12 protein-coding genes are annotated in these 23,648 nt (G+C 42.3%); 1 reads left to right on the top strand and 11 read right to left on the bottom strand.

The features are described from left to right. Window positions 1–16 precede the first annotated feature (16 nt). The 7 genes from KEM09_RS06125 to lacZ all read right to left on the bottom strand — a co-directional run bounded on the left by KEM09_RS06125 (window position 17) and on the right by lacZ (window position 13,602). Window positions 17–3,502, bottom strand: a complete 3,486-nt coding sequence (locus KEM09_RS06125) for a TonB-dependent receptor (protein WP_212226774.1) — start codon at window positions 3,500–3,502, stop codon at window positions 17–19. A 76-nt stretch (window positions 3,503–3,578) separates the two neighbouring features. Continuing rightward, window positions 3,579–4,550 carry a FecR family protein gene (locus tag KEM09_RS06130; RefSeq protein WP_212226776.1) on the bottom strand — a complete coding sequence of 324 codons (972 nt, stop codon included), beginning with the start codon at window positions 4,548–4,550 and terminating at the stop codon, window positions 3,579–3,581. Between the two features lie 128 nt (window positions 4,551–4,678). Then, a complete protein-coding gene (locus tag KEM09_RS06135) occupies window positions 4,679–5,254 on the bottom strand; it encodes an RNA polymerase sigma factor (RefSeq protein ID WP_212226779.1) in 576 nt (191 codons plus the stop codon). A 34-nt stretch (window positions 5,255–5,288) separates the two neighbouring features. Further along, entirely contained in the window at window positions 5,289–6,848 is a 1,560-nt protein-coding gene (locus KEM09_RS06140) for a sulfatase (RefSeq protein WP_212226781.1), read from the bottom strand. 2 nt (window positions 6,849–6,850) lie between these two features. Continuing rightward, window positions 6,851–8,797: a beta-N-acetylhexosaminidase gene (locus KEM09_RS06145; protein ID WP_212226790.1), complete on the bottom strand. Its 1,947-nt coding sequence runs from the start codon at window positions 8,795–8,797 to the stop codon at window positions 6,851–6,853. 24 nt (window positions 8,798–8,821) lie between these two features. Next, window positions 8,822–10,378, bottom strand: a complete 1,557-nt coding sequence (locus KEM09_RS06150; RefSeq protein WP_212226792.1) for a sulfatase family protein — start codon at window positions 10,376–10,378, stop codon at window positions 8,822–8,824. Window positions 10,379–10,419: 41 nt separating this feature from the next. Next, window positions 10,420–13,602: a beta-galactosidase, LacZ type gene (gene lacZ, locus KEM09_RS06155; protein WP_212226794.1), complete on the bottom strand. Its 3,183-nt coding sequence runs from the start codon at window positions 13,600–13,602 to the stop codon at window positions 10,420–10,422. Between the two features lie 283 nt (window positions 13,603–13,885). On the opposite strand from lacZ, the gene KEM09_RS06160 reads away from it, so the two are divergent. After that, window positions 13,886–18,010: a hybrid sensor histidine kinase/response regulator gene (locus KEM09_RS06160; RefSeq protein WP_212226796.1), complete on the top strand. Its 4,125-nt coding sequence runs from the start codon at window positions 13,886–13,888 to the stop codon at window positions 18,008–18,010. A gap of 114 nt (window positions 18,011–18,124) precedes the next feature. Here KEM09_RS06160 and KEM09_RS06165 read toward each other — a convergent pair whose 3' ends face one another. The 4 genes from KEM09_RS06165 to KEM09_RS06180 all read right to left on the bottom strand — a co-directional run bounded on the left by KEM09_RS06165 (window position 18,125) and on the right by KEM09_RS06180 (window position 23,644). Beyond that, on the bottom strand, window positions 18,125–19,321 hold the full coding sequence (locus KEM09_RS06165; protein WP_212226798.1) for a n-acyl-d-glucosamine 2-epimerase: 1,197 nt from the start codon (window positions 19,319–19,321) through the stop codon (window positions 18,125–18,127). Between the two features lie 3 nt (window positions 19,322–19,324). Next, window positions 19,325–21,976, bottom strand: a complete 2,652-nt coding sequence (locus KEM09_RS06170) for a sodium:solute symporter family protein (protein WP_212226799.1) — start codon at window positions 21,974–21,976, stop codon at window positions 19,325–19,327. 1 nt (window position 21,977) lies between these two features. Next, window positions 21,978–22,901 (bottom strand): dihydrodipicolinate synthase family protein, encoded by a 924-nt coding sequence (locus KEM09_RS06175; protein ID WP_212226800.1) that lies wholly within the window; start codon window positions 22,899–22,901, stop codon window positions 21,978–21,980. Between the two features lie 62 nt (window positions 22,902–22,963). After that, on the bottom strand, window positions 22,964–23,644 hold the full coding sequence (locus KEM09_RS06180) for a GDSL-type esterase/lipase family protein (protein WP_244824873.1): 681 nt from the start codon (window positions 23,642–23,644) through the stop codon (window positions 22,964–22,966). Between the last annotated feature and the right edge of the window lie 4 nt (window positions 23,645–23,648).

Below are 23,648 nucleotides of genomic sequence, written 5' to 3' on the forward strand. Positions count from 1 at the left end.
CAACTATTAGTATTTCTTAGAAAGTTATGCTACAACCTGCTGAAATAGTTTTTGATAGCGGATAAATCTTACCATCGCTCCATCCACCATCAATGGTTTCAGGGTCAAATATTTTGGTCATCTCTGTAAATGTCAGCAAGTTCTCGCCTGATACATAGAAACGTAGCTTCTGAACACCATACTTCTTGGTAAACGTTTGAGGTATAGTATAACCTAACTGGATATTCTTCAAACGAATATAGGCCGCATTCTGAAGGTATCGGGTCTGTGTTTTAGTGTTCTTATTAGATTCCCACGACATGATTGGACGAGGGTAATATCCATCCACATTAGCTCCTAACTCATGACCTTCAGGACGGAAATAATCCATGTGCTCTTTAAAGCCGGCAGCTTGCCACATGTTTCCGTTCGCTCCCCAGAAATAAGGGCCCCCCAAAGCATAGTCGCGCTTGCCAACACCTTGCCAAAGCATTCTGAAGTCAATACCTTTCCAGGCTGCATCTACATCAATACTGAATTTATAACGTGGTGTATTGTTACCAATGATTGAGTAGTCACCAGTATCGCCGAGTACGCCACTTCCTGAATTGATTTCACCATCATTATTGAGGTCTTCATACATGATGTCACCAGCTGCCCAGTTGCTTCCCATCACACTCTGGTCGTGATTAGCCAACCAGTTGTTCATCTCATCATCGCTTTTAGCAATACCATGGGTTGTGTACCCCCAAATTTCTCCACCCATGCGACCGGCATACCACATATCAACGCGGCCATTCTCATTTGGATAACGGGTTACTTCCTGTTGGTCATCGGCTAAAATACCTCTTACACCATAAGATACCTGGCCAATTTTATCGCGCCAGCTAAGCTCCAATTCAAATCCATAGGACTTCATATCCGCATTGTTGATTTTTGGAACAGAAGTACCTAAAGTAGCTGGCAGCTCAGGTGCTGGTCCAACCATATCCTCTGTAAAGCGCTGGAAGTAGTCAAACACCAATGTCAAGCGATTATCAAACATCCCTGCGTCTAAACCAATGTTCCATGAACGAACCGTTTCCCAGGTTAATAATGAGCTCACCAATCCAGGACTAAAGGCAGTGTTGGGACGCATGCCGTTTATCATCCATGAGCCATTAGCAGTTCCAACAGGCATGGTTGTATAAAACGGATACCATTGCTTTGTGTTTTGATTACCCAGTTCACCCCATGAAGCACGTAACTTTAAAGTATTAATTTTGTCCTCTAATGGTTGCCAGAAGTTTTCTCTTGCGATATTCCATCCCACTGATAAAGAAGGGAATAAATTCCAACGCTCTTCTCTTAAGAATCGGCTTGTTCCATCATAGCGGGCATTCAGTTCAATCAGGTACTTCTCCTGGTAGTTATAGTTAATACGACCAAAGAAACCAGCTGTAGCCCAGTGTCCATAACCTCCTGAGGTAATTTTATCTTCACCTGAAGCGGTATTGATTGTTGGCAGATCAGGACTGATCAAATCATTACGGTAACCGCCCAAGTTACGCGTTTTATTTTCTTCCGACTGAAAACCAGCTAAAGCTGTCAGGTTATGTCCCCCATCAAATTCTTTGGTAAATTGAGTATAGAGGTTAGGACTCATGTAAGTCGTTTTAGACGCATATTCAGATGCTTGCGTACTACCTGGCGACAACCAGCCAACACCTACCGCATATGGATTTCCTGCTACATCATGTGCATAAGCTGGCAAATAATTGCTACTGCTAAAGTAAGTATCGGTACGATAGTTTAACTCACCAATCAGCTTCCAGCCCTTTACTGGTTCAATATCTAATTTGAACTGCTGGTAATGTTGATCTTTCTCCGATACATTTCTTCCGCCTTCTCTTAATTGCAGAATCTCACCGCCATCGGCATAAAAACCATTTGGATCATAAACCGGATTAGTAGGCCAGCGGCGTGCAATGTTATGATAGAACAAGCCAAACTGGTGTGTGGCCTTTTCATAAGTTTCGCGGATAAACTTCGTATTATAGCGGATATTAACGAAATCAGCTAATTGAGCCGTTACATTTGCTGTTACTGTGAACCTGTCGAATGTATCATCAGCATGACGCAACAGCCCATTCTGGTTCAAGTAATTGGTTGACAAGTAATATTGTACCTTTTCCGAACCACCATTGAGGCTTAAAGCATGCTCCTGCGACGGTGTCCAGCTTTTATAATGCTCCTCAAACCAATCGGTATTAGCATGCGAACCTGTATACTGCTGCCATCTGTCTCCATTGGTATTAGCTACTGTTCCATAGTCTATTTCTCCTTTTTGGTAGGCTAGAATACGTTCCAATACTTCATCGGTAAACGCTGGATTCTGTCCTGCATTGGCACGGGCATCGTTCCAGTAATTGGCAAAAGTATATGAATCCAACATATTAGGCTTCAATAATGGATCGCTCCAACGGAAGTTGTTATTGTAGTTGATTTGCATACGACCTTCCTTACCTCTTTTGGTCGTAATCAGGATGACTCCAAATGGTGCGCGTGAACCATAGATAGCAGAAGATGCGGCATCTTTCAAAACAGAGATACTTTCAATGTCCTGTGGGTTGAGCGAGTTCATGTCACCCTCCATGCCATCAATTAAGATCAGTGGACCTGAATTAGATCCATCACCGATTGTACCAGCTCCACGGATATTGATTTTAAGCGGATTATTTAATTCACCACCACCCGAAGAGGTCACATTTAAACCTGGTACGATTCCTTGTAAAGCCTGTGATACATTCTGCACAGGACGTTCCTCAATTTTATCGGAGGTAACAGCTGACACAGAGCCCGTAACATTTACCTTTTTTTGTGTACCATAGGCAACTACAACCACTTCATCCAATCCGGTCGCTTCCTCCACCATGGTAATATTAAAGTTGGTTCTGCCAGCCACATTCACAACCTGAGACTCAAACCCCACAAATGAGAAAGTCAAACTGGCATTCTCTGAACTCACACTTATTGAAAAGGTTCCATCAATACCAGTGATAACACCAGATGTTGGATTCTCCTGTTCGTACACGTTAACGCCCGGTAAAGGCTCACCCATATGATCAGTCACTTTACCTTCCACTACATGCTGTTGAACCTGAGTAACCACATCGCTCTGTGTTTTATCAACAATCACATAATAGTTCTCAATTACTTTGTAAGTAAGATTTTTATCCAGTACCTGCTTAAGCACCTCTTCAACATCGCTGTCCTTAACATTCACCGAAACGATTTGCTGCGGATTAAGCTGAGAATTGCTGTAGGCGAATCTACAGTCTGCAGAATTTTCAATCTGCTCAAATAGCTCCTGGATTGAAATAGTACTTTCTTGAATGGTCACGCGCTTGTTTTGTGCATAGCCGGCTGCAGAAATGACCATCGAGCCACAAAACAAGAATACACTCAGTAGCTTCATTATACGATAAATTTTTTTCCTCCGATAATTGAGCAAACAATCCGGATGATTTGTTTTTCTTTTCATAAATTTGTGTTTTGCTGAATTAATTAGAAATTAGTTCATTGATTAAGCAGACAATAGGCCAATATTGTCTGCTTTTTTAATTGTTAATCCGTTTTTTAGTTATTATTAGTTTATCATCATTCATTCTGTAGTTGAGCTGTAACACCTCACCCATAATCGCCAATAGATTATAAAGTGTCTCTTCTTTTCTCAAGCGCAGAGAAAAGGTTTTACCTTTAAAGTCAGCCATATTGCAAATCACGTCTACACCATACCAGTGCTCAATTTTACGGCAAACGTCCTCCATGGTATCATCCTTAAAAATGAGACTCCCATTCGTCCAGGCTAGTCCCATTCCTAAATCGAAACGCTTTTTAGTAAGCACTGATGCCGCTTTATTGTATTCCACGCTTTCACCGGGCACCAAAACCATTCCCTCATCTGTACTTTCAACCTTTATCTTACCTTCAAGAAGCGAAGAGCGCACAAACGGTTCGTCCAGATAATTTCTTACCATAAACTGTGTCCCTAACGCTTCTACGGTTATCGAATCTGAAGAGACTACAAACGGCAAAGACGGATTTTTAAATACATCAAAGTATACTTCTCCTGTCACCTGAACATTACGCTGATTCACCCCATAACTTAAGTTATAGCTTAGCGTTGAGAGTGCATTCATGTGAACTTCAGTACCATCTGGCAAGAAGAAATGAGCCCTGTCACCTAGCTCTGTTCTAACGGTCATCAGTTGAGTATCCGCAACTTTTTTATTAATGATCACAAAAAGCAATGCTCCTATAAGAGGAAGTAAGAGAATAGCTGCTAAATTTTTATAAAACTGGAGATTCCACCAAGTCGATGTTATAAATAGCCTCTTAGTCTGATTCGCCTCTTTAACATCAGATGTTTTGACTGCTTCCCATTTCTCTGAAAAGTACAACAACAATTCCTCTCTTTCAGAATCGTTATCTAACCAGCTTTCCAAATCCTGTATCGCCTCCTTACCCAACATCTTATCGGAATACAAGCGGTTTATCTTTGCGTCTATATGTGATTTATTTTCGCTCATCTACATTAAATACGATTGAAGTCCTTGCATCTATTAGTGCTATTTCTATTTTTTTCAATAAAAACTACATCATCCTCACCAACTGCACTTTACACACCTACTTTTTTTTCAAACAACACATAATTAACTTATCCAGCCACCAGTAACACGATTAACAGGCATATCAATTCCTTCAGATTATTCTTAAGAAACTTTGTAGAATTGTACATATGCGCATTTACGGTATGTTCACTAATACCCAGCATTTGTGCAATAGCTCTATAGCTCATGCCTTCAATTTTATTGAGTATAAATATCTCGCGGCCTTTGGCTGGCAATTCATCTATATATTTGAATACCTGCTGCTCAACCTCCTTATATTCTATAGACTCGACGGTTGAGTCATCAATATCCTGACTGCTTGCAATGGTTTCCTCAATATACTTGCGCTGACGAATAAGCTTGCGCATGTGGTCAATCATCAGGTTTCGGGCCACGGTAAAGATGAATGCATCCAAGGATGCATCCTGCTTAAGTGTTTTCCGCTTATTCCATATAATGAGAAATACCTCCTGAACGAGGCTTTCTGCATCTTCTTCTTTGGGAAGACTTTGCTGAATAAAATTCAAAAGACGTAATCTATAGTTCGATACGATCCAGGCAACAGCCTTTTCATCACCATCGATCAACTGTGAAACTATTTTTACTTCTTTATTATCTTTCATCACTTACTATCAGTAAAATCGTAAACTATACCACCTATAACTGTACCTCATCGGGCCAGGGTACTATCTGTCCATTTTGTTTGTTTGAGGGCCTTTGGGCATTCACACTGCGCAAATAATCACCCAGCTTTTTCGCCAACTCTTTAACTATTTGAGGGTGTTCAGCTGCCAGGTTGTTTGTCTCTCCAATATCCTGATGTATATTAAACAGCTCAAAGTGCTGGTCTCTGTACCAATAAATCAGTTTCCACTGGCCACTTCGAATGGTACTGGTGGTTCCGATACCTGGTCCGTGTCCGCCCCATTTGTTTGGGAAATGCCAGAAAAGATCACGATCTGCAGCTGTACTTCCTTCCTGCAATAGCATAGGCACAAAGCTCATACCATCAATATCTTGCTTCGGAGTTACATTTATAATGCCTGCCATCTCAAGTATCGACGGATAAAAATCTTCGATAATCAGGTAATCATCACATTTAGTTTTTGGCTGAACTACACCTGGCCATTTTACTATCATCGGCTCCCGAATACCACCTTCGTAAGCTGAACCTTTACCGCTATTAAGCGGTGCATTATGCACATGTAACTCACCTCCACGGGCATGCGCACTCAGTCCACCATTATCGGACATAAATAATATGATGGTGTTATCATCAATGCCTTTCTGCTCAAGGTAATCCATTAAATCACCCAAGCTCTTATCCATTCCTTCTACCATCGATGCATAACGTGCTTCAGTTTCGTCAAGTCCTTGACTCTTGTATTTCTGATAGAACCGATTATCTGCTTCAATTGGCACATGAATAGTATAATGAGCCATGTAGAGGAAAAAAGGCTTATCAACGCTCAGCGCACTATCCAAAGCCAGTTTAGCTTCAGTAGTTAATGCTTCCGTCAGATTAATGTCCTGACCATGGTATTTCTCCAACCCTGGTATCGCCCATACACTAAGAGGGATAGCATTCTCATCATGACCGTAGTTTTTAAGTCCTTGATAAGTGGCAGGTCCTCCCGCAGCATGACCTGCAATGTTTATATCAAATCCAAGGTTACAAGGATTGGCAGATGGAGTTGTCAAAGCTCCAAAATGGGCCTTCCCTGCATGGATGGTAAAATAACCATTGTCCTTTAAGACCTGCGGTAGCGGAGTGGTGTCAACCGCATATTCAATCGAGTCAGCGGTCTGTAAACCATTCATATTCCACTTTGGAAACTCCAATACTTCATCCTTCGCATCCTGCGACACGCCTCGTCTAAGTGTCCAGTTAGTGACTCTGTGACGGGCGGCATTCATACCACTCATCAGACTTACGCGAGTTGGAGAACAGACAGCACAGGCATACGCTTGTGTAAATTTCATTCCCTGTTGAGCCAAACACTCCATATTTGGTGTATGGTACTTATCGTTGAGTGGTGTTCTTTCGGTCCAAAAGGGCACTGATGTATCCTGCCAACCCATATCATCCACCAAAAACAAGATAATATTGGGTTGCTCTTTCTCTTTATCAACGACACTGCTGCAACTGGTTAAAACAGCCAGCCATGCAATAGAAAGCAAGACAATACTATGCATGATAAAACGTGTTTTTTTCATAGTCAATTATTAATTCGATAGGCATTTTCAATGGGTTCGAATCCGCGAAGACTATTTTGCAAACCTCCTGAGCGGTTCCTTTGCATCCATAATCGTCTGAATTGAGCCAGCAAGGCATCCCAATCTTCCTGCATTGTTTCTTTTACAGAATCACTAGCATGACTCATTTTATTATCAGGCAACAGTAAGCGTTCTTTGGCCATCAGAGCACTGTGACGCGCAAAACCAGCGGCCAGTTGAAGTTCCTCAATTAGTAATTGTTGCTCTTTATTATAGGCCGGACAACGTTCTAGTTGCTCAATTAACATATTTAACTTCTGCAGAACAGCTTCGGTATTCTCTGCATTAACATGCTCCAATCTAGGAGTGGATAACGGATCATCGGGAGAACGAAGGATATCGTAAAATACATTGACGTACTTTTGAATATCTCCATCATATAATTTATAAACACTTCCGAGTTCCATTATAAGTTGAGCCAGCTCAGTGTTTGGATGCTTCATGAGTGAATAAGCCAGGTGAGTATTTACATCCAATGACTCGTTTGCTTCCACCGCCCAAGATAATCCGGCACCATATATGATGGCGGGATAACTGATGACAAAGGGCTGCCAATGGCCAAAGTCGCCCCAATCGGTGATTAAATAACCACTAGCCTCATACTTTTTGCCTGCCTTTGCTGCTTTTAAAAGGTTTGCCTGTGCATTGGGCCATCGACCAATGAAGGACTGCCAGCTGGAAGTACCCGGACAAACATAGAAAGGCACTCCGGCATCGTGCATCTTGCGACTGTTTTTTTCAAACGGGTACCACGAACGGTAGCCCCAAACCAAACAAGTCAGATCTTCAGGTAGGCGGTGCAATTGTTTAGGATAGTTGAGTATAATGTCTGCCCACATCTGAGGCTGATACCCCTGTGAACTTAAATAATTTGTTAATTCGGACATGTAGCTGATGTACACTTCGCCTTTCCCTTGTTCATCGCAGGCCTCTTTCGAACGTCCATGTCCTAATTCCCATGGCTCATCACCACCAATATTGACCGTTTTAGATGAGAAGTTAGGTAACAACTCATCGTATAGACTTTCAACGAGCTCCATAGAACGCGGATCAACCGGATTTAAAGTGGTGCGTCGTTGTAAATGATGAGGCCCATCCTTTTGTACCTTTTCCAACTCTGCCAGATGCTGGTAGTCGGTATGCTCCAACCAACGCTCCATATGTCCTAATGAGTTTTGGTTGGCCACCAATTCGATAAAGCGCTCCTGGCAATACTCATTAATTGTTATAATATCTTCAGCAGTATAGGGTGAATAATCCTGCCATACTTTCTGATGTTTTTGATAAGCAAAAGTATGCTCAGTATAAAGCTGCAACTGGTTCATTTTCCATTCAGCCAGATGATCGATAATCTGATATAAAGTGGTTAATGTGGGTACTTTATCACGGCTTACGTCCAGCATAAACCCTCTGTTTTTAAAATCAGGATAATCGGTGATGGATACAAGCGGCAAATACCCAGCCTCCTCAGAATAGCGAATGATCTGCTTCAACGTTTGAAATCCATTGTATACGCCAGCCAGATCCACTCCCACTAGTTCAATTTGATTAGCCGCAATCAGCAGTTGATATCCTTGCTCGTTTAGGTCTAAATCTCCATCGATACTTACTTTCATAATGGGAGATTCGCCATTGGCACAAGCTCTTGTGATGTTCCAGTTCAGACCAATATTCTGAAACGCAGCACGTACCTTCTTGAGTTCGGATAACACACGGGCATCTTTAATATCGCCAGATAGTTCAATGCGTCCGGCATGACCATTAAACGCCCCATCTTCCACCTTGATAGTTTGCGGAAGAGGCAATAAGAAATCTTTAACTGAATTAGTGGCAAAGCCAGTCAGCCCAATGAGCCAACTGGTTATCATTATCATTAGATGTTTTTTCATAATTGGAGATTGAAAGTGTAGAGCTTAGTAGGTACTTAAATCGGTATCCTCATACTTCTCTTGTAGTTCCTTTAGTTGCTTTTTCAGCTTGCTAATCAAATCCTGCATCGATTGGTGATCATAAAGGTTAACCATCTCATTAGGATCATCAACCAAATCGTAAAGCTCCCATTTGTCAATATCGTTGTAGAAATGAATTAACTTATAACGGCCGGTGCGGATGCCATAATGACGCTTCACCATGTGTTCGTTGGGGAACTCGTAGTAGTGATAGTAAATAGCCTCACGCCAATCAGCGTCTTTATCATTAAAGAGTTTTACCAGGCTTTCGCCTTGCATATCGGCAGGCACTTTCAGACCAGCAACATCTAAAAACGTGGGTGCATAGTCAATGTTCTGCACTAACTGATGCAATTGCGTTTTGGGCTTAATGACCTTTGGGTAGCGCATCACTAAAGGCGTTCGCAACGATTGTTCGTACATAAAACGCTTGTCAAACCAACCGTGCTCACCCATGTAGAAGCCCTGATCGGAAGAATAGACAATCAATGTATTATCCAACTCACCTTTTTCCTCCAGGTAATTCAATAAACGTCCGATATTATTGTCAACCGACGCCACACAACGCAGGTAATCCTGCATATATCGCTGATATTTGTATAGTGCCAGCTCTTTGCCTTCGAGGTTTCTCGATTTGAAATCTTCTATAATAGGATCATATTCTTTGTCCCAGGCCTCGCGTTGTTCAGGTGTCAGCTGGGCGATCATGTGTTCGTAGTTCTTTCGATACTTAGTTTGAATTTTTCCTTCTTCATCCAATAATTTAAGATCATATACCAAATCCATATCATTGGCAATGTGCATGCGTTGTTCCGCTGCGGCCTGACGATTCTGATAATCATCAAAAAATGTTTCTGGCACATCAAACTCCCTGTTTTTAAACAGATGAAACAAAGCTGTGTCGGGTTGCCAGATACGGTGTGTAGCCTTATGGTGCACTAACAGGCAGAAAGGTTTTTCTGCATCTCGATTTTCAAGCCAGTTGATGCTTTTATCTGTAATCACGTTGGTCACATAGCCTTCTGAAGGAATCGTATCTCCATTGGCAATAAAATCAGAGTTATAGTAATCACCCTGACCAATCAGCACCTCGTAGTTATCGAATCCGGTTGGCAAACTTCTCAGATGCCATTTACCCACAATGCTGGTTTGATAACCATTAGCCTTCAACAACTTTGGGAAAGTCATTTGACTGCCGTCAAAGGTTAACGAATTGTTGATGTGCCCGTTTCTATGACTGTGCTTACCCGTGAGCATAACGGCACGGCTTGGTCCGCAAATCGAATTCGTCACGAAACTATTTCTGAAAATCGCACCTTCTTCGCCAATCCTGTCCAGATTAGGCGTTTCAATAAAACGATTATCGTATGCACTGAAAGTTTGCAACGAATGATCATCCGTCATGATGAAAAGGATATTTGGCTTCTTTTGGTCTTGCTGGTTCTTTGCTGGTTGACAGCCGGCGAACAGTATGGCGACAATCGCCAAACATAAAGCCATCTGTATATATTGTTTTTTCATTAGATATGTAGTTAATATCTGCTTTAGATGCTTGGGTTTTATTATTTAATCGCTGATATCTGATAGGAGTAAGTATAGTCACCTGGCTGAATCTGGTACTTTTCAATCGTTTTTGATTTTTCTGACCAGGTATTTGTTCCGCCTACTCCAACTTGCAATAGATCCAGGTTAAGGGTTAAATGTTGTGCTGTTTTCAGCTCATTAATGTGTTTGGCTGCTTCCAGATTCTTAGCCGACCATGGCCAAACCGATGTACTTAATGGTTGAGCCCCGGTAATGCGAATACCTTTGCCTTGTGCATTGGTCAGTTCAAGCCATCGCACCTCGGTATGATTACTGCACTCCTGAGGAGTTACATAGTGATGGATGAAATCTTTAACTGTCCCCTTATGTACATCCAACTCAGCCGAGAATGCCCGGTCATTGTAGTTTTCCCAAGGCCCTTTACCATAAAACTTCATACTCTGAAGTGATGAGCTAATGTTCAGTTCCGAACCTATTCTTAAAGGCATCGGTAGTTGTTCATTCATTTCTACTGCCATCTCCACCAACACATTGGCCTGGTTGTCAACATCGTATTTAGTTGTCACACTCAATGAGTCACTGTATACCTGCTCCACATATACCCGATAACATGAGGCTGTACTCTGCTCCACAGATACATTTACTTCAGGTTCAACATGCTTAATATCTCTCCAAAAGCCCGATTGCTTATGTGATTTCCATCCCCGGAAATCGTTATCGGTTTGCGGACGCCAGAAGTTCGCCTGGGGACCGGCCTCAATATATCTGTGTCCTTTAAATGCATAGCTCGTCAGCTGACCGGTTATCTTCGACCATTGCACCTCAAACTGTTTGTTGGCAATCGTAATCTGCTCATCCGTCTGCGTCAATGTCAGTCCTTTATTGCCTTTGGGAGACACATCAGCTGTGCTTTTCTCCGGTGTAACAATGAACTGCTGTTTGGCTACCTCATAGCCTGCTGCTGAATAGGCCGTTTCGTGTTTATGATGCATGCTCACGCGTACCACATATTCACTATCATCCTGTAGCTTTATCTTATTTAGAGGCAAGGCCAATTGATGCATCTGGCCTGGCTCAATCACTATATCATTGATGGTGCCTGAACGCAGTTCCTTTCCTTCTTTTGACACCGACCACTTAAAATAGTATTCGTTTGTTGAAATGAAATTGTACAAGCTTTCAATGGCGATTTGTCCTTCTTTAATATCAATCGCGTTGAAACGAATGGGCTGAAACACGTACTTGCATTCTTGCAATTGAGGCTTGACAGAACGATCCGGACCTACAATACCATTGAGGCAGAAATTACCCAGATTAGGTTGATCGCCAAAGTCACCGCCATATTTCCAAAAAACTGTTCCATCTTCATCTTCAGCACGAATACCCTGGTCAATCCAGTCCCAAATAAACCCACCCGCAATAATCGGATGCTCGTAAACGATGTCCCAGTACTCTTTTAAATGGCCAAGTGAATTACCCATCGCATGGGCGTATTCACACATCACAACGGGCCTCTTTAAATCAGGATTGCTCCCCAGCGCCTCCAGCTGTTCCAATGAGGGATACATACGACTGAGCATGTCCACATAAGACGGATCGGTTGGATTCGCCATTTTTGAGTGGTATCTGACACCCCATTCTTTAGAGTTGAGTGGGATGTAATCAGGGTGTGTTGGTACTCCCTGTGCTCCTTCGTAATGGATCAGACGAGTAGGATCGAAATCGCGAATCCAGCCAGCTGCCGCCGCGTGATTTGGTCCACAACCCGACTCGTTACCCAACGACCATGAGAAAATGGATGCGTGGTTTTTGTCGCGCTCCACCATGCGAATCACCCGATCCATAAATGATTGATTCCATGAAGGATCATTGGCCAGTTTACCTCCATAGCCGTGTGACTCAATATTCGCTTCGTCCATCACGTAAATACCATAACGATCACACAACTCATACACATAAGGATCATTAGGGTAATGAGCTGTACGAACTGCATTCAGATTGTACAGTTTCATCAGTTCAATATCGCGCTTCATCTCCTCACGCGTCATTGTTTTACCACCTGTCTCACTGTGGTCGTGACGATTCACTCCTTTTAGTTTTACGGGCTTGCCGTTAACTAAAAAAGCACCTTTGTCGCTGTAAGTGTATTCACGAAAACCAACATAACTGCTGCGCGCCTCAACTACCTTTCCTGCATTATCCAACAGTGTGATGAGAGCCGTGTACAAATATGGATCTTCATCGCTCCAAAGATGTGGCTGGTCAATGCGAGTTTCCATCTTTCCGAAATAAACATTATCACGGGCCGGATACCACTCGTTTATAATGCTATTTACTGGTAGCTGCATAGCGCTATCCAATACTGAACTTCCATTTTGGTCCAGCAAGTTTACTTCCAGCGTCCAACCTTTACTGTTACCGTCAGTTACAACCACTTCAGGGCGTATCTGAAACAGCGCACTTTGATAATCATTATCAAGAGGCGTGCGGATGGCAAAATCATTAACATGAATCTTTGGTTGGGCCATTAAATACACCTCACGATTAATACCGCTCATTCGCCAGTGATCCTGATCTTCGAGGTAACTACCATCGGACCAGCGAATCACCTGAACTGCCAGCTTATTCTTTCCCGGTTGAAGGTGGTTGGTTAAATCAAACTCAGCTGGCAAGCGGCTGCCTTGGCTATAACCAACGTACTCTCCATTCAACCAGCAATAGAATGCCGATGACACTCCTCCAAAATGGATGATTACCTGTTCATCCTGCCATTTTTCAGGCAATTCGAACTCTTTTATATATGAACCAACAGGGTTCGTCCTGTCGATGAAAGGCGCATTGGGCGTAAACGGATATACTTCATTGGTATAAATAGGTGTTCCGTAACCTTGCATTTCCCAGCATGATGGCACCGAAATAGTATCCCACAAATGTGCATCATAATCAATAGTTACAAAATCAGTAGAACGATTTTTACTATCTGGCGTGAAACGGAATTGCCAGTCTCCATTTAATGACTGGACTTCGGACTGCTCCCGATCCATATTTTGGGCAGCGCTCACACTTCTGTAAGAGTACGAAGTTGCCCTTGCATCCATTTTATTCTCCTGAATAATGTGCTGATTTTCCCATTTATTGTTTTGGCTGTTGATGCTAAAAACAATAAACAGCATACAAGCTATTAGTCCACCTTTGATCATCTGACGTTATTTTGACTGTTATTTTTATGCGAATACATCAATTACAAATTTATCAGCCCTTGCTGCGACCTGGCAGCGGTGAAATCATCAAGAATCAATGGTTTTTTGTGCAGTCATCACATAGACAGATTATTCAATTTATATGGATTAATTAATCATCACACAATTCTAAATGCTGATTATCTTCTACTTACAAAGCATTAATAGTCCACATCTTTAATCAAGAATGCAGGTGAATAGATTTTTGTATTTTTGGACTACAACTATCTAAAAGGGGCCATCAATGCGTTCAAGACTTCTTGCAATTATAATTCTGGGATACTTCATTCAGTATGTAGCTGCCACCGACTACTCCATCAGTGCAGAGTACATTACCTTGCAGGATGGTTTATCGGATAACAATGTTAACGCCATCCTGAAAGATGATTCGGGATTTATATGGTTTGGTACTTCAGATGGGCTCAATCGTTATGATGGATTCAATCTCAAATCCTACTATCCTGAAAAAAGTTCGCTTCATGTACTTAGCCTGTACCAATGTCCAGATGGCTATTTATGGATTGGCTCTCCCAATGGGTTGTATGTTTTTGACCCTACAACTGAATCATTCCGGGCTCACATCAAAATCAATCCTGCTCCTGACAACACTTTTAACTCTATCCCTGTGAATGGAGTTTCGGGTGATTTTAACAAGGGGGTTATTCTATCCACATCTTCGGGACTAGCTATTCTAAAGTTTGCTGATTTTGCCAACAGGATTGAAGATTACAGTGTTGTATGGCGAAATAAAACCAACAGCCGAAGCCTATTATACGATACTTTTTCCTGCATTGCGAAAGCACCTGATAGCCAAATATGGATGGGTACCAATACCAACATGGTGGTTAGCTACAACCCAACCACCGATCAGTTTCATTCTTTCCCATTAAAACCCTCCAGTTCTGGCCATCCAATGTTCATTGTGACCAATCTTTCATTTATTGACAATCATTTGATCATATCCACCATTGGTCATGGTATCTATATCTTAAACACAAATACCGGTGAAATAGAGGTCATCGCCCATCAACCCAATGATAATACGATCATCAGCCACAAAGATGTTTACGGTGTTGTAAAGGATTACAGTGGAGACTACTGGATTGCCACCTGGGATGGATTAGACCAGGTCCACATACTAAATAACAAAACCAGGAGTCAACACTATAATTGGGATCATTCCCTGTTTAAAGATAAACTGGAGAATCGGGTGATTTCGATTTTATCTGACCCTTCAGGCGTTATCTGGATTGGCACGCACGGTGGTGGAGCAGTTAAAATCAACCTGGAGAAACAGTTTTTCAGCCGTATCCGCTTTAATAGTCTATACGAGGTTAAAAGCTTCAGCTCTGATTGGCAGAATAATCTCTACATAGCCCTCTATCATGGTGGAATCAAGAAAACAACTCTGCCACTATCATCAGAGCCGACAAATGGCATCGAACAATTTTCTACCTCCGGCAAAGGAAATAGATTCATTCCTTCAGACATTGTTCTTTCATCTGTAACAGATGAATCTGGAAATATTTGGTTTGGTACATTGGAATCGTCGCTATTGTATTATCAACCTGAACAGGATATTGTTAGAGAAATAAAAGTCAAACCTGCAAAAAATGAAAATTGGGAAGGCCGGATTCAAGCCTTATCCATTGACAGCCAAGGGCGTTTTTGGTTAGGCACCAGCAATGGCTTAATCCTCTATGGCAGAGATAATAATGAATTTCATCTGACACAAGCTAATTCAAAGATTAAGTATCAACTATCGGGCAACAACATCAGGGCCATACTGGAAGATAAGGATAAAGCTCTGTGGATAGGTACAGATAATGGTCTGAACAAGCTCATCTATCAGGAGCTTGATTCGTTTCGTTTTAATCAGTTCAACGATTTACACACCTCATCCGATATTTTGGGAAATAAAGAGGTGTGGGCACTTCATCAGATGCCGGATGGCCGAATATGGATTGGTTACAGAAGCGCCCTGGGCTATTACGATGCCATGCATTCAACCATTCACTTTTTTGACAAGCGTGATGGCTTATGCCATAATTTTGTGGCTTGTTTAACTTCTCAAGCTAATGAGCTATGGATTGGCACCAACTCAGGCATTTCAAAGTTCAATACCCAAACACAAACGTTTACCAACTACTATATTGCCAATAACCTGCGCGCTGTTTTTAAAACGCCGGATGGACAACTCATTTTTGGCAACAACAAAGGGCTGTTATACTTTCATCCGGATAGTATTCAGAAAAGGGACTATTCAACGCCTGTTTATATCACCGAAATTGAGATACAAAACCATCCTGTTCGTGTGATGGAGACTGTGAATAAGAAGGTGCTTCTGACCAAAGCTGCACCATATACGTCTGCCATCGAACTGCATCATCCCATAAACAGCTTTGCCGTCAACTTCGTTGGATTATCATACCTCAATCAAAAATCGAATAAATATAAGTACCGTTTGTCAGGCTTTGAAGAAGACTGGACCTCAGTTGATGGAACGCAAGGGGCTGTGACCTTCAACAACCTGAAACCGGGCAGCTACAGGTTCGAGGTTTTGGCTGCCAACTGCGATGAAGTTTGGAATGAACAACCAGCCCAACTAGCCGTCACAATTTATCCGGCCTGGTATGCAAGCTGGTGGGGACAACTCTTGATTGCGACCACTATCATTTTACTTTTAACAGGTTTCTACCGCTACCGGATGAAGCAAATCTACCGGACTAAAGATTTGGAGTTACAGAGTAAAGAGCTGGAACATGAGTTAAACATCGCCCGAATAGAAAAAGACAAAGAGCATGAGCTGGCCGAGATGAAATCTCGCTTTTTCACCAATATATCTCATGAGTTACGAACGCCTCTCACATTGATCCTTGCGCCAGTAAAGGATTTACTGAGAACAAAGTCGCTACCGGAATTTGCAAATAAACAGTTGGAGATGGTTCATCAACAGGCGGCACACCTATATGCTTTAATCTCACAACTGCTTGATTTACGCAAAGCTGAAGTGACACAAATGCAGCTCCAGGCTTCCGAAAATGATATCGTCGGGTTTATTGAGAAGCTGACTGAGCGTTTTAAGCCATTTGCGCAAATGAGAAATGTACAGCTCATTTTTGATTCTGATCAATCCTCTGCTAAAGTTTGGTTTGATGTTGAGAAGCTGCAAATTGTGGTATCTAACCTGCTGTCAAATGCCATAAAATTCTCTCCTGAGAAAAGTACCGTATCCATCCATGTCAAATGCAAGAACGACGAGTGCCTAATCTCTGTTAAAGATAGCGGCCCCGGTATTCCTGAATCTGAACACGAGAAAATTTTTGAACGCTTTTATCAGCTTCAAAATCAAGCAATCAAAGACATTAGTAGCTCAGGCATTGGTCTTTCACTGGTAAAAGAGCTTGTACAACTGCATCATGGAAATATTGCTGTCGAAAGTAAACCGGGCAAAGGAGCTGAGTTCACTGTTAGAATACCATTAGGACATCAGCATTTGAGCGATGCTGAAAAAGGAAAAGGCCAAACCACTAAAGAGCCTTTGATTCCTGAAGCCAGAAAGCAACCAGTAAAATCTATTGTACAAAATGAAGAGCCAAATAGTTTTAAAGTACTGATTGTTGAAGATCATGAGGAATTGCGCCACTATCTAGGCTCTTTGCTTAGCAGCAGGTATGCCATCCAACATGCTGCCAATGGAAAAGAAGCTTTAATACTGATTGAAAAAGAACAGCCAGACCTAATTATTACAGATGTGATGATGCCCTTAATGGACGGACACCAGCTCTGCGAGACGATTAGAACAGACGACCATCTTTGCCACATTCCAGTGATAATGCTAACGGCTAAAAGTGAAGAAAGTGATATGCTGGAAGGATTGGAAACAGGTGCCGATGACTACCTTACCAAACCATTCGCTTCGGAAATCCTATTAACAAAAGTTGATAACATACTAAAAAACAGAGCTCATTTAAAGCAATATTACAGTCAAAAAGTTACCTTATCACCGTCTAACGTTGAGATAGAACCACAGAATGAACTGTTTATCAGACAGGCCATTGAACTAGTTGAAAAAAACCTGACCAATCCAATGTTTAATGCCGCTATGCTGGCCGAAAAGCTTAATATGAGTCAACCCACTCTTTATCGTCGAATTAAGACCTTCACCGGTGATAACATTGCCACTTTTATACGCTCCATCCGAATCAGGTATGCGGCTCAATTATTGAAATCGGGGAATTATTCGGTTAGCGAAACGGCCACCAAAATTGGTTTTAATGATGCAGCTTATTTCCGTAAATGTTTTGTAGAGCAGTTTGGAACAACGCCATCGAAGTATAAAGGGGATAACACATCAAGCATACAATAGCAAAATGATGTACCATTGCATACAATCCTTTTGAGGTAAACTTAATTGGCAATAGACGATTGACAAGAAAGGCCGGTAACAACCGGCCTCAAAAATCTAAACAAACAGGAAAAACTATTTCCTATCATTAATTCGTTCCAAAGTTTGTAAACAATACATCAAACCTCTGGGCACATGAAAGCAACCTTTCCACTTGCCGCCTTTTAATGGCAGCAATACTTTTCCTTCGCGGCTCAGGTATCCATACCACTCGCCATGCTCCGGATCTGAAAAGTGATTCCAGGCATAATCATGTACTTTTTCAAACCATTCCCAACAAGCCTCATTTCCGGTATGATAATAGCCTTTCAGCAATGCTACCAAAGTCTCCAGATGTACCCACCAAAGCTTCTGATCCCATTCGAGTTGCTGCGTTGGATGGCCCTTTAAATCCATGAAATAAAAGATTCCTCCATGTTCTTTATCCCAACCATATTCCAAGGTATCCAATGTGATTTTAACGGCTTTCTCAATTAATTCAGGTCGATTCAGTTTTTCACCCAAATCCATCATAAACCACATGGCTTCGATGGCATGCCCTGGGTTCATTAAACGCCCCTCAAAGCAATCGACGAACTGTCCATCCAGACTCACATTCTCCAGAACAAGGCTTTCTTCAGGAAAATAAAATACTTCCATCACCTCATGAATGATTTTGTCCAATGTCTCCTGAATCATTTCCTGTGGTAATAAGGATTCAATTTCCAGTGCCAGATTGGATAAAATCATAGGCAATGCAAAATTCTTTAGTACCCGTGTTCCAGGATACGCTTTGTTGTAGGTTCCTTTGGGATTATCCTGACGCTTTAAAATCGAGTAAAACGTATCACGGGCCAGCTGTCCATATTCCTCATCTCCTGTCGCCTTGTATAACTGGCCAAACGCCATTGTTGCAAAGCAATCCGAAAAGATATTGTAAGGCTGAATCAATGGCTCTCCTTGCTGATTCAATGAGAAATACCATTGCCCTTTCTCATCTGCGCCATGCTTCTGCAAAAAACGAGCACCATGCAAGGCCATTTCAAGCCACTCTTCCCTTTGTTCGTAGGTGTTGTACAATTTAGCAAACTGCCATACCTCACGGGCCTGCAACCAGATAAACTTGTCGGTATCATATACCTCTCCTTCCCTGGTCAGGCAGGTAAAATAACCACCATGAGTTGTGTCTTTTGAGTGATTCATCCAGAAAGGAATCACGCTGCCCTCCAATTCATTCCGATATTGGTTGATAAATTGTTCGATGCGTTCTTTACTAACTTTTCTATTATTCATCCCTTATTTCTTTTCCCGGTTCTTTTTTATTCCTTCATAAACTAACTGACTTTCTACAGATTTAGCAGGCCAGATAAAACTTAATAGCCATCCTACCAACACGCTCACTGTAATGCCGGCTGCACCATACAACAGAAACGACATATCGGAAGCATTACGCAGATAAAGTAAAGCCACCAAACCAACTGCAACACCAATTAAGGCTGCTATACCGGAAATACGCTTAAAGAAAATTCCCATCATAAAGAAAGCGGCTAATCCTCCGGTTAATAATCCCAGGAAGGTATTGAACTGATCCCATAACGAAGCAATATCCCAGGTGGCTAATACCAAAGCCATGCCAATGCCCAACACTCCGACGATGATACCGGACCAACGCGCCACCAGCAAGGTGCTTTTGGCAGACACATTCAATTTCAGCACTTTGTAAAAATCAGATGTAATCACAGCAGCTACCGAGTTAATGTTGGATGACAAGGTGGACATGGCTGCTGCAAAAACCGCAGCTATCAACAAACCAGCCAGTCCGGCCGGCATCTCACTCACAATAAAATGCGGAAAAACGGCATCCAGTTTTGGAATGGTAATGGAAATTGCTTCCGGATTGGATGTGTAAAAGGCATATAAGCCTGTTCCTAAGAGGAAGAATACAATCGACACAGGTACGCTGATAATGCCGTTTAACCAGATGCTTCGGGCTGTAGCACGTTCATCCTTTGTAGTCATATAACGCTGAACCACCGATTGGTCACTGGTATAGGCAATTAAACTATTGGCAAAGCCTCCTAGAAGCACCACCCACATCACTGGTTTGGACCAATCCAGGCTGGTATCAAATAAAAACAACTTATCCTGGTCAAGCGATAACTGAATGAAACCACCCAAACCGCCATCTACGCCGGCTACCATAAAAACCATAGCAAACAAAGCACCTGCCATCAGGATGAAACCCTGAATCACATCGCCCCAAACAACGGCTTCAATACCACCACTGGTGCAGTACACAATAGTCACCACCCCCATAATAATGATGGACCAGTAAACGCTAAAACCAGTGACCGTATGTAAGGCCAGTGACGGCAAAAACAATACAATGGCAATGCGCGTAATCATAAACAGGATAAACAGTATCGAGGCTACCCAACGCACTGTTCGGTTAAAACGCATCTCCAGATATTCATAGGCAGTTCCGATTTTTAAACGCCTGAAAAACGGCAGGTAATAACGAATAATCACCGGTACCACCATAATAATGGTAAAGTTGAATATCAGCATGCGCCAGTCAGTGGCATAAGCTTTGGCCGGTATGGCAATAAAAGTAATAGCACTTAAGGTAGTGGCAAAAATACTGATTCCAGCCGCCCACCAAGGAATACGACCACCTGCTTTAAAAAAGTCCTGATCATCACCTTCACGCTTCATGAAATAGAAACCTAGTAGCAACATGGCAATAAAGAACAGGACTAACACCAGGTAATTTAACCAGCCAAAACCACCATTCGATTCAAAATCCAAAGCAATAACCTGGTCAGTACGAATGCCCGGCCGAATCTCCCCTGAAGGCACCAGCACTTTATTTTTCCAAATGACAGCTGAAGTTACAGCCGGGGCACTATTCTCCAACTCTCCTGCACTAAACCAGCTATCGGTAATGGTATTATAAACCAATATCTTTTTATTAAACCCACTGTGATTTAACCATAACTGATTTCGTTCCGATTTAGCCTGCTGACGAATAGAATCATTATCTGAGGCCATAGCTCCAATGGCTTTTTCTACCTGGTTAAACACAGCCCCACTGTCACCTCCAACCAGAACAATGTGTGAAGCACCCATCTTAACACCAGCTGCTGCGGCCAATTTCATGGAACGTTGCCCTGCTATCGTAATCGGATGTTTTTGTTCCCATTTCTGCTGAGATGGGATGTACTTCCAAACTTCACTACTGAAGGTGGTGATGAACTCCCCTTCCTGCTTGTACCGACCTCCAATCACATATAAACACTGCTCATTCCCATCCATCTGGCTTTCCACAATGGCATTAGTAATACCATGCGGCAATCCGTCATGCATCTGCCAGCCTTTTTCTGGTGCATCCAAATTTAACACTAACAATTGTGTGTTGTAACCTTGAGGGGTTACGCCGCCAACGATGAATACCTCACGACCTATAGCAGTCATCCCGTGATCTTTCAGCGGAAATGGCAGTTTGGTAAAAGGTAAAAATTCAGTGGTCTTATTTGTTACTTTGATAAGAGAAGCTTCAGCCAATATCCCTTTTTCATTGGCTCCACCTGTGCATAGAATTCCCTCTGGTAAGGAAACAGCTGCTCCACCAGCTACTGATTCTGGCAGCGATGTTTTATCCACATGCCAGGTGAATTGCCCGTTTTCTTCCCACCCCAATAATACCTCATTGGAGTATTGTTTTTGACCATCTTCCCAAGGTTTAGCATCAGGAAAAGCCGAACCTCCGGCCAGCACCACTACATCGTTATGTTGACCAATAAAGGCACCGGCCCAACCATGATGTGGATGACCTTTGACAATAGCGGGTAAAACATCCAATGCTGACTGAGTCAGATGCTGCTGAGCCCTTACAGAACCCGACAGCAATGCTAACACAAATAGTAAAATTGATGCAATATATCTCATGCTACTCTCCTTTTGAAAACAACGCTTCCATTTCCAGCGCTTTCACATCCTGAACAAATTGTTGATACGCTTCTTCAGTCATGGCTTTAACTGGCAAACGAAATCCACCGCATTCAATACCAACATAGCGCATAAATGCCTTACCTGTGCCAATGCCTCCATATTTCCCCAATAAGCGAATCATATCAATAGACTGTTGTTGCAATTCACGGGCTTCTTTAATTTCCCCTTTCTGGTAAGCAGCCATCAGTTGATGATAAAGCGGAGCTGCATAGTTAAAGGTACTTCCTACACTTCCTTCCGCTCCTAAAACTAAGGCAGACAGCATATTCTCATCTCTTCCCCACAGCATATCGTACTGTCCATCGGCGAAGTGCAGGCATGAAAGGTAATCCATGAAATCCTCGTGGGTGTATTTAATTCCGGCAAAATTTGGCATCTGCCCATGCAGTTCTTTCAGTAAGTCAATCATGGCAAATCCCACGCCTGTCAACACCGGGATATGATAGAAATATACCGGCAATTCAGGCACCGCTTGTCCGATCATTTTTACAAATTCAGCCAGCTCCTTAACGCTTGGCGGCTTGAAGTAAAAAGGTGCCAGAATGGCGATGGCATCAACGCCTACTGACTGTGAATGTTTTGCCAAATCAATGCATTCCTGATAAGACGTTCCTCCCACTAAATTAATCTGCTTCATAGGCGAAGCATCCTGCTTAATTTCATTGGCCCAGGCCTCAGCCACCAGCTTGCGTTCTTGCGTTGTTTGTGACACCCCTTCACCGGTACTTCCGTTAATAAACGCCCCGGCTACGCCATTTTGTTTCAAAAATTGGTAGTAAGAAGGGATAATATTCAAATTAATGCCACCATCAGCCGTCATTGGCGTGAAAGGCGCTGCAATAAGTCCTTTAATCTTTTCCATCGCTAATTATATCTATTCGTTTTATCTCTCTTTGTTTTATATAGTAGCAGTTATCTACTTCATTATAAATACTGCTTGATTAATGTGGCCCACAATAAATAGCCTTCACCTGTCAGATGCAGTCCATCATTGGTGTATGATGGATTCATCAGGTTATTAGTGGTATTTTTAAAGTGTGAAAACAGGTCAATAAATTCAGCTGACTCATGTACACACCACTTGGCCAGTTGGTCATTTATCCACAAAATGTCATCGGTTTTGGAGCAATGCCCGGTGAATTTTCCAAACTCAGGATTCACCGGCAGGATGCTCTGGATATATACTTTCGTTTTAGGCGATTGCTCATTTATTACCTGAGCTATTCGGCAAATATTAGCGTAAATGGTATCGTTAGAAATGCTACGTGCCAGGTCATTAACACCAATCAGCAAAAACACTTTGGCAGGTTTCGATTCAGTTACTTCGGCCAATCGATACAGCACACCTTCAGTAATATCGCCACTTATTCCGCGGTTTTTCACATGCTTATTCTGCAATAACTCGCTCCATTCGCAGCCATCAGTAATACTGTTCCCCAGAAAGATAATTTCCTTTTTAGTATTTGGTAACTTTTCAAACAATGTCTTTCGTTGCTGGTAATAGGTACCAAAACGGGACTCCTGCGCCACCCCCTGCACAGTTGTCAGTATAATCATTAGGCCCAGCATGCTATACCAACGGGTGTTTGTTTTATTGTGTATCATGGTC

Origin of the sequence: Carboxylicivirga mesophila, assembly GCF_018271975.1 — a bacterium.
Classification (GTDB): Bacteria; Bacteroidota; Bacteroidia; order Bacteroidales; family Marinilabiliaceae; genus Carboxylicivirga; species Carboxylicivirga mesophila.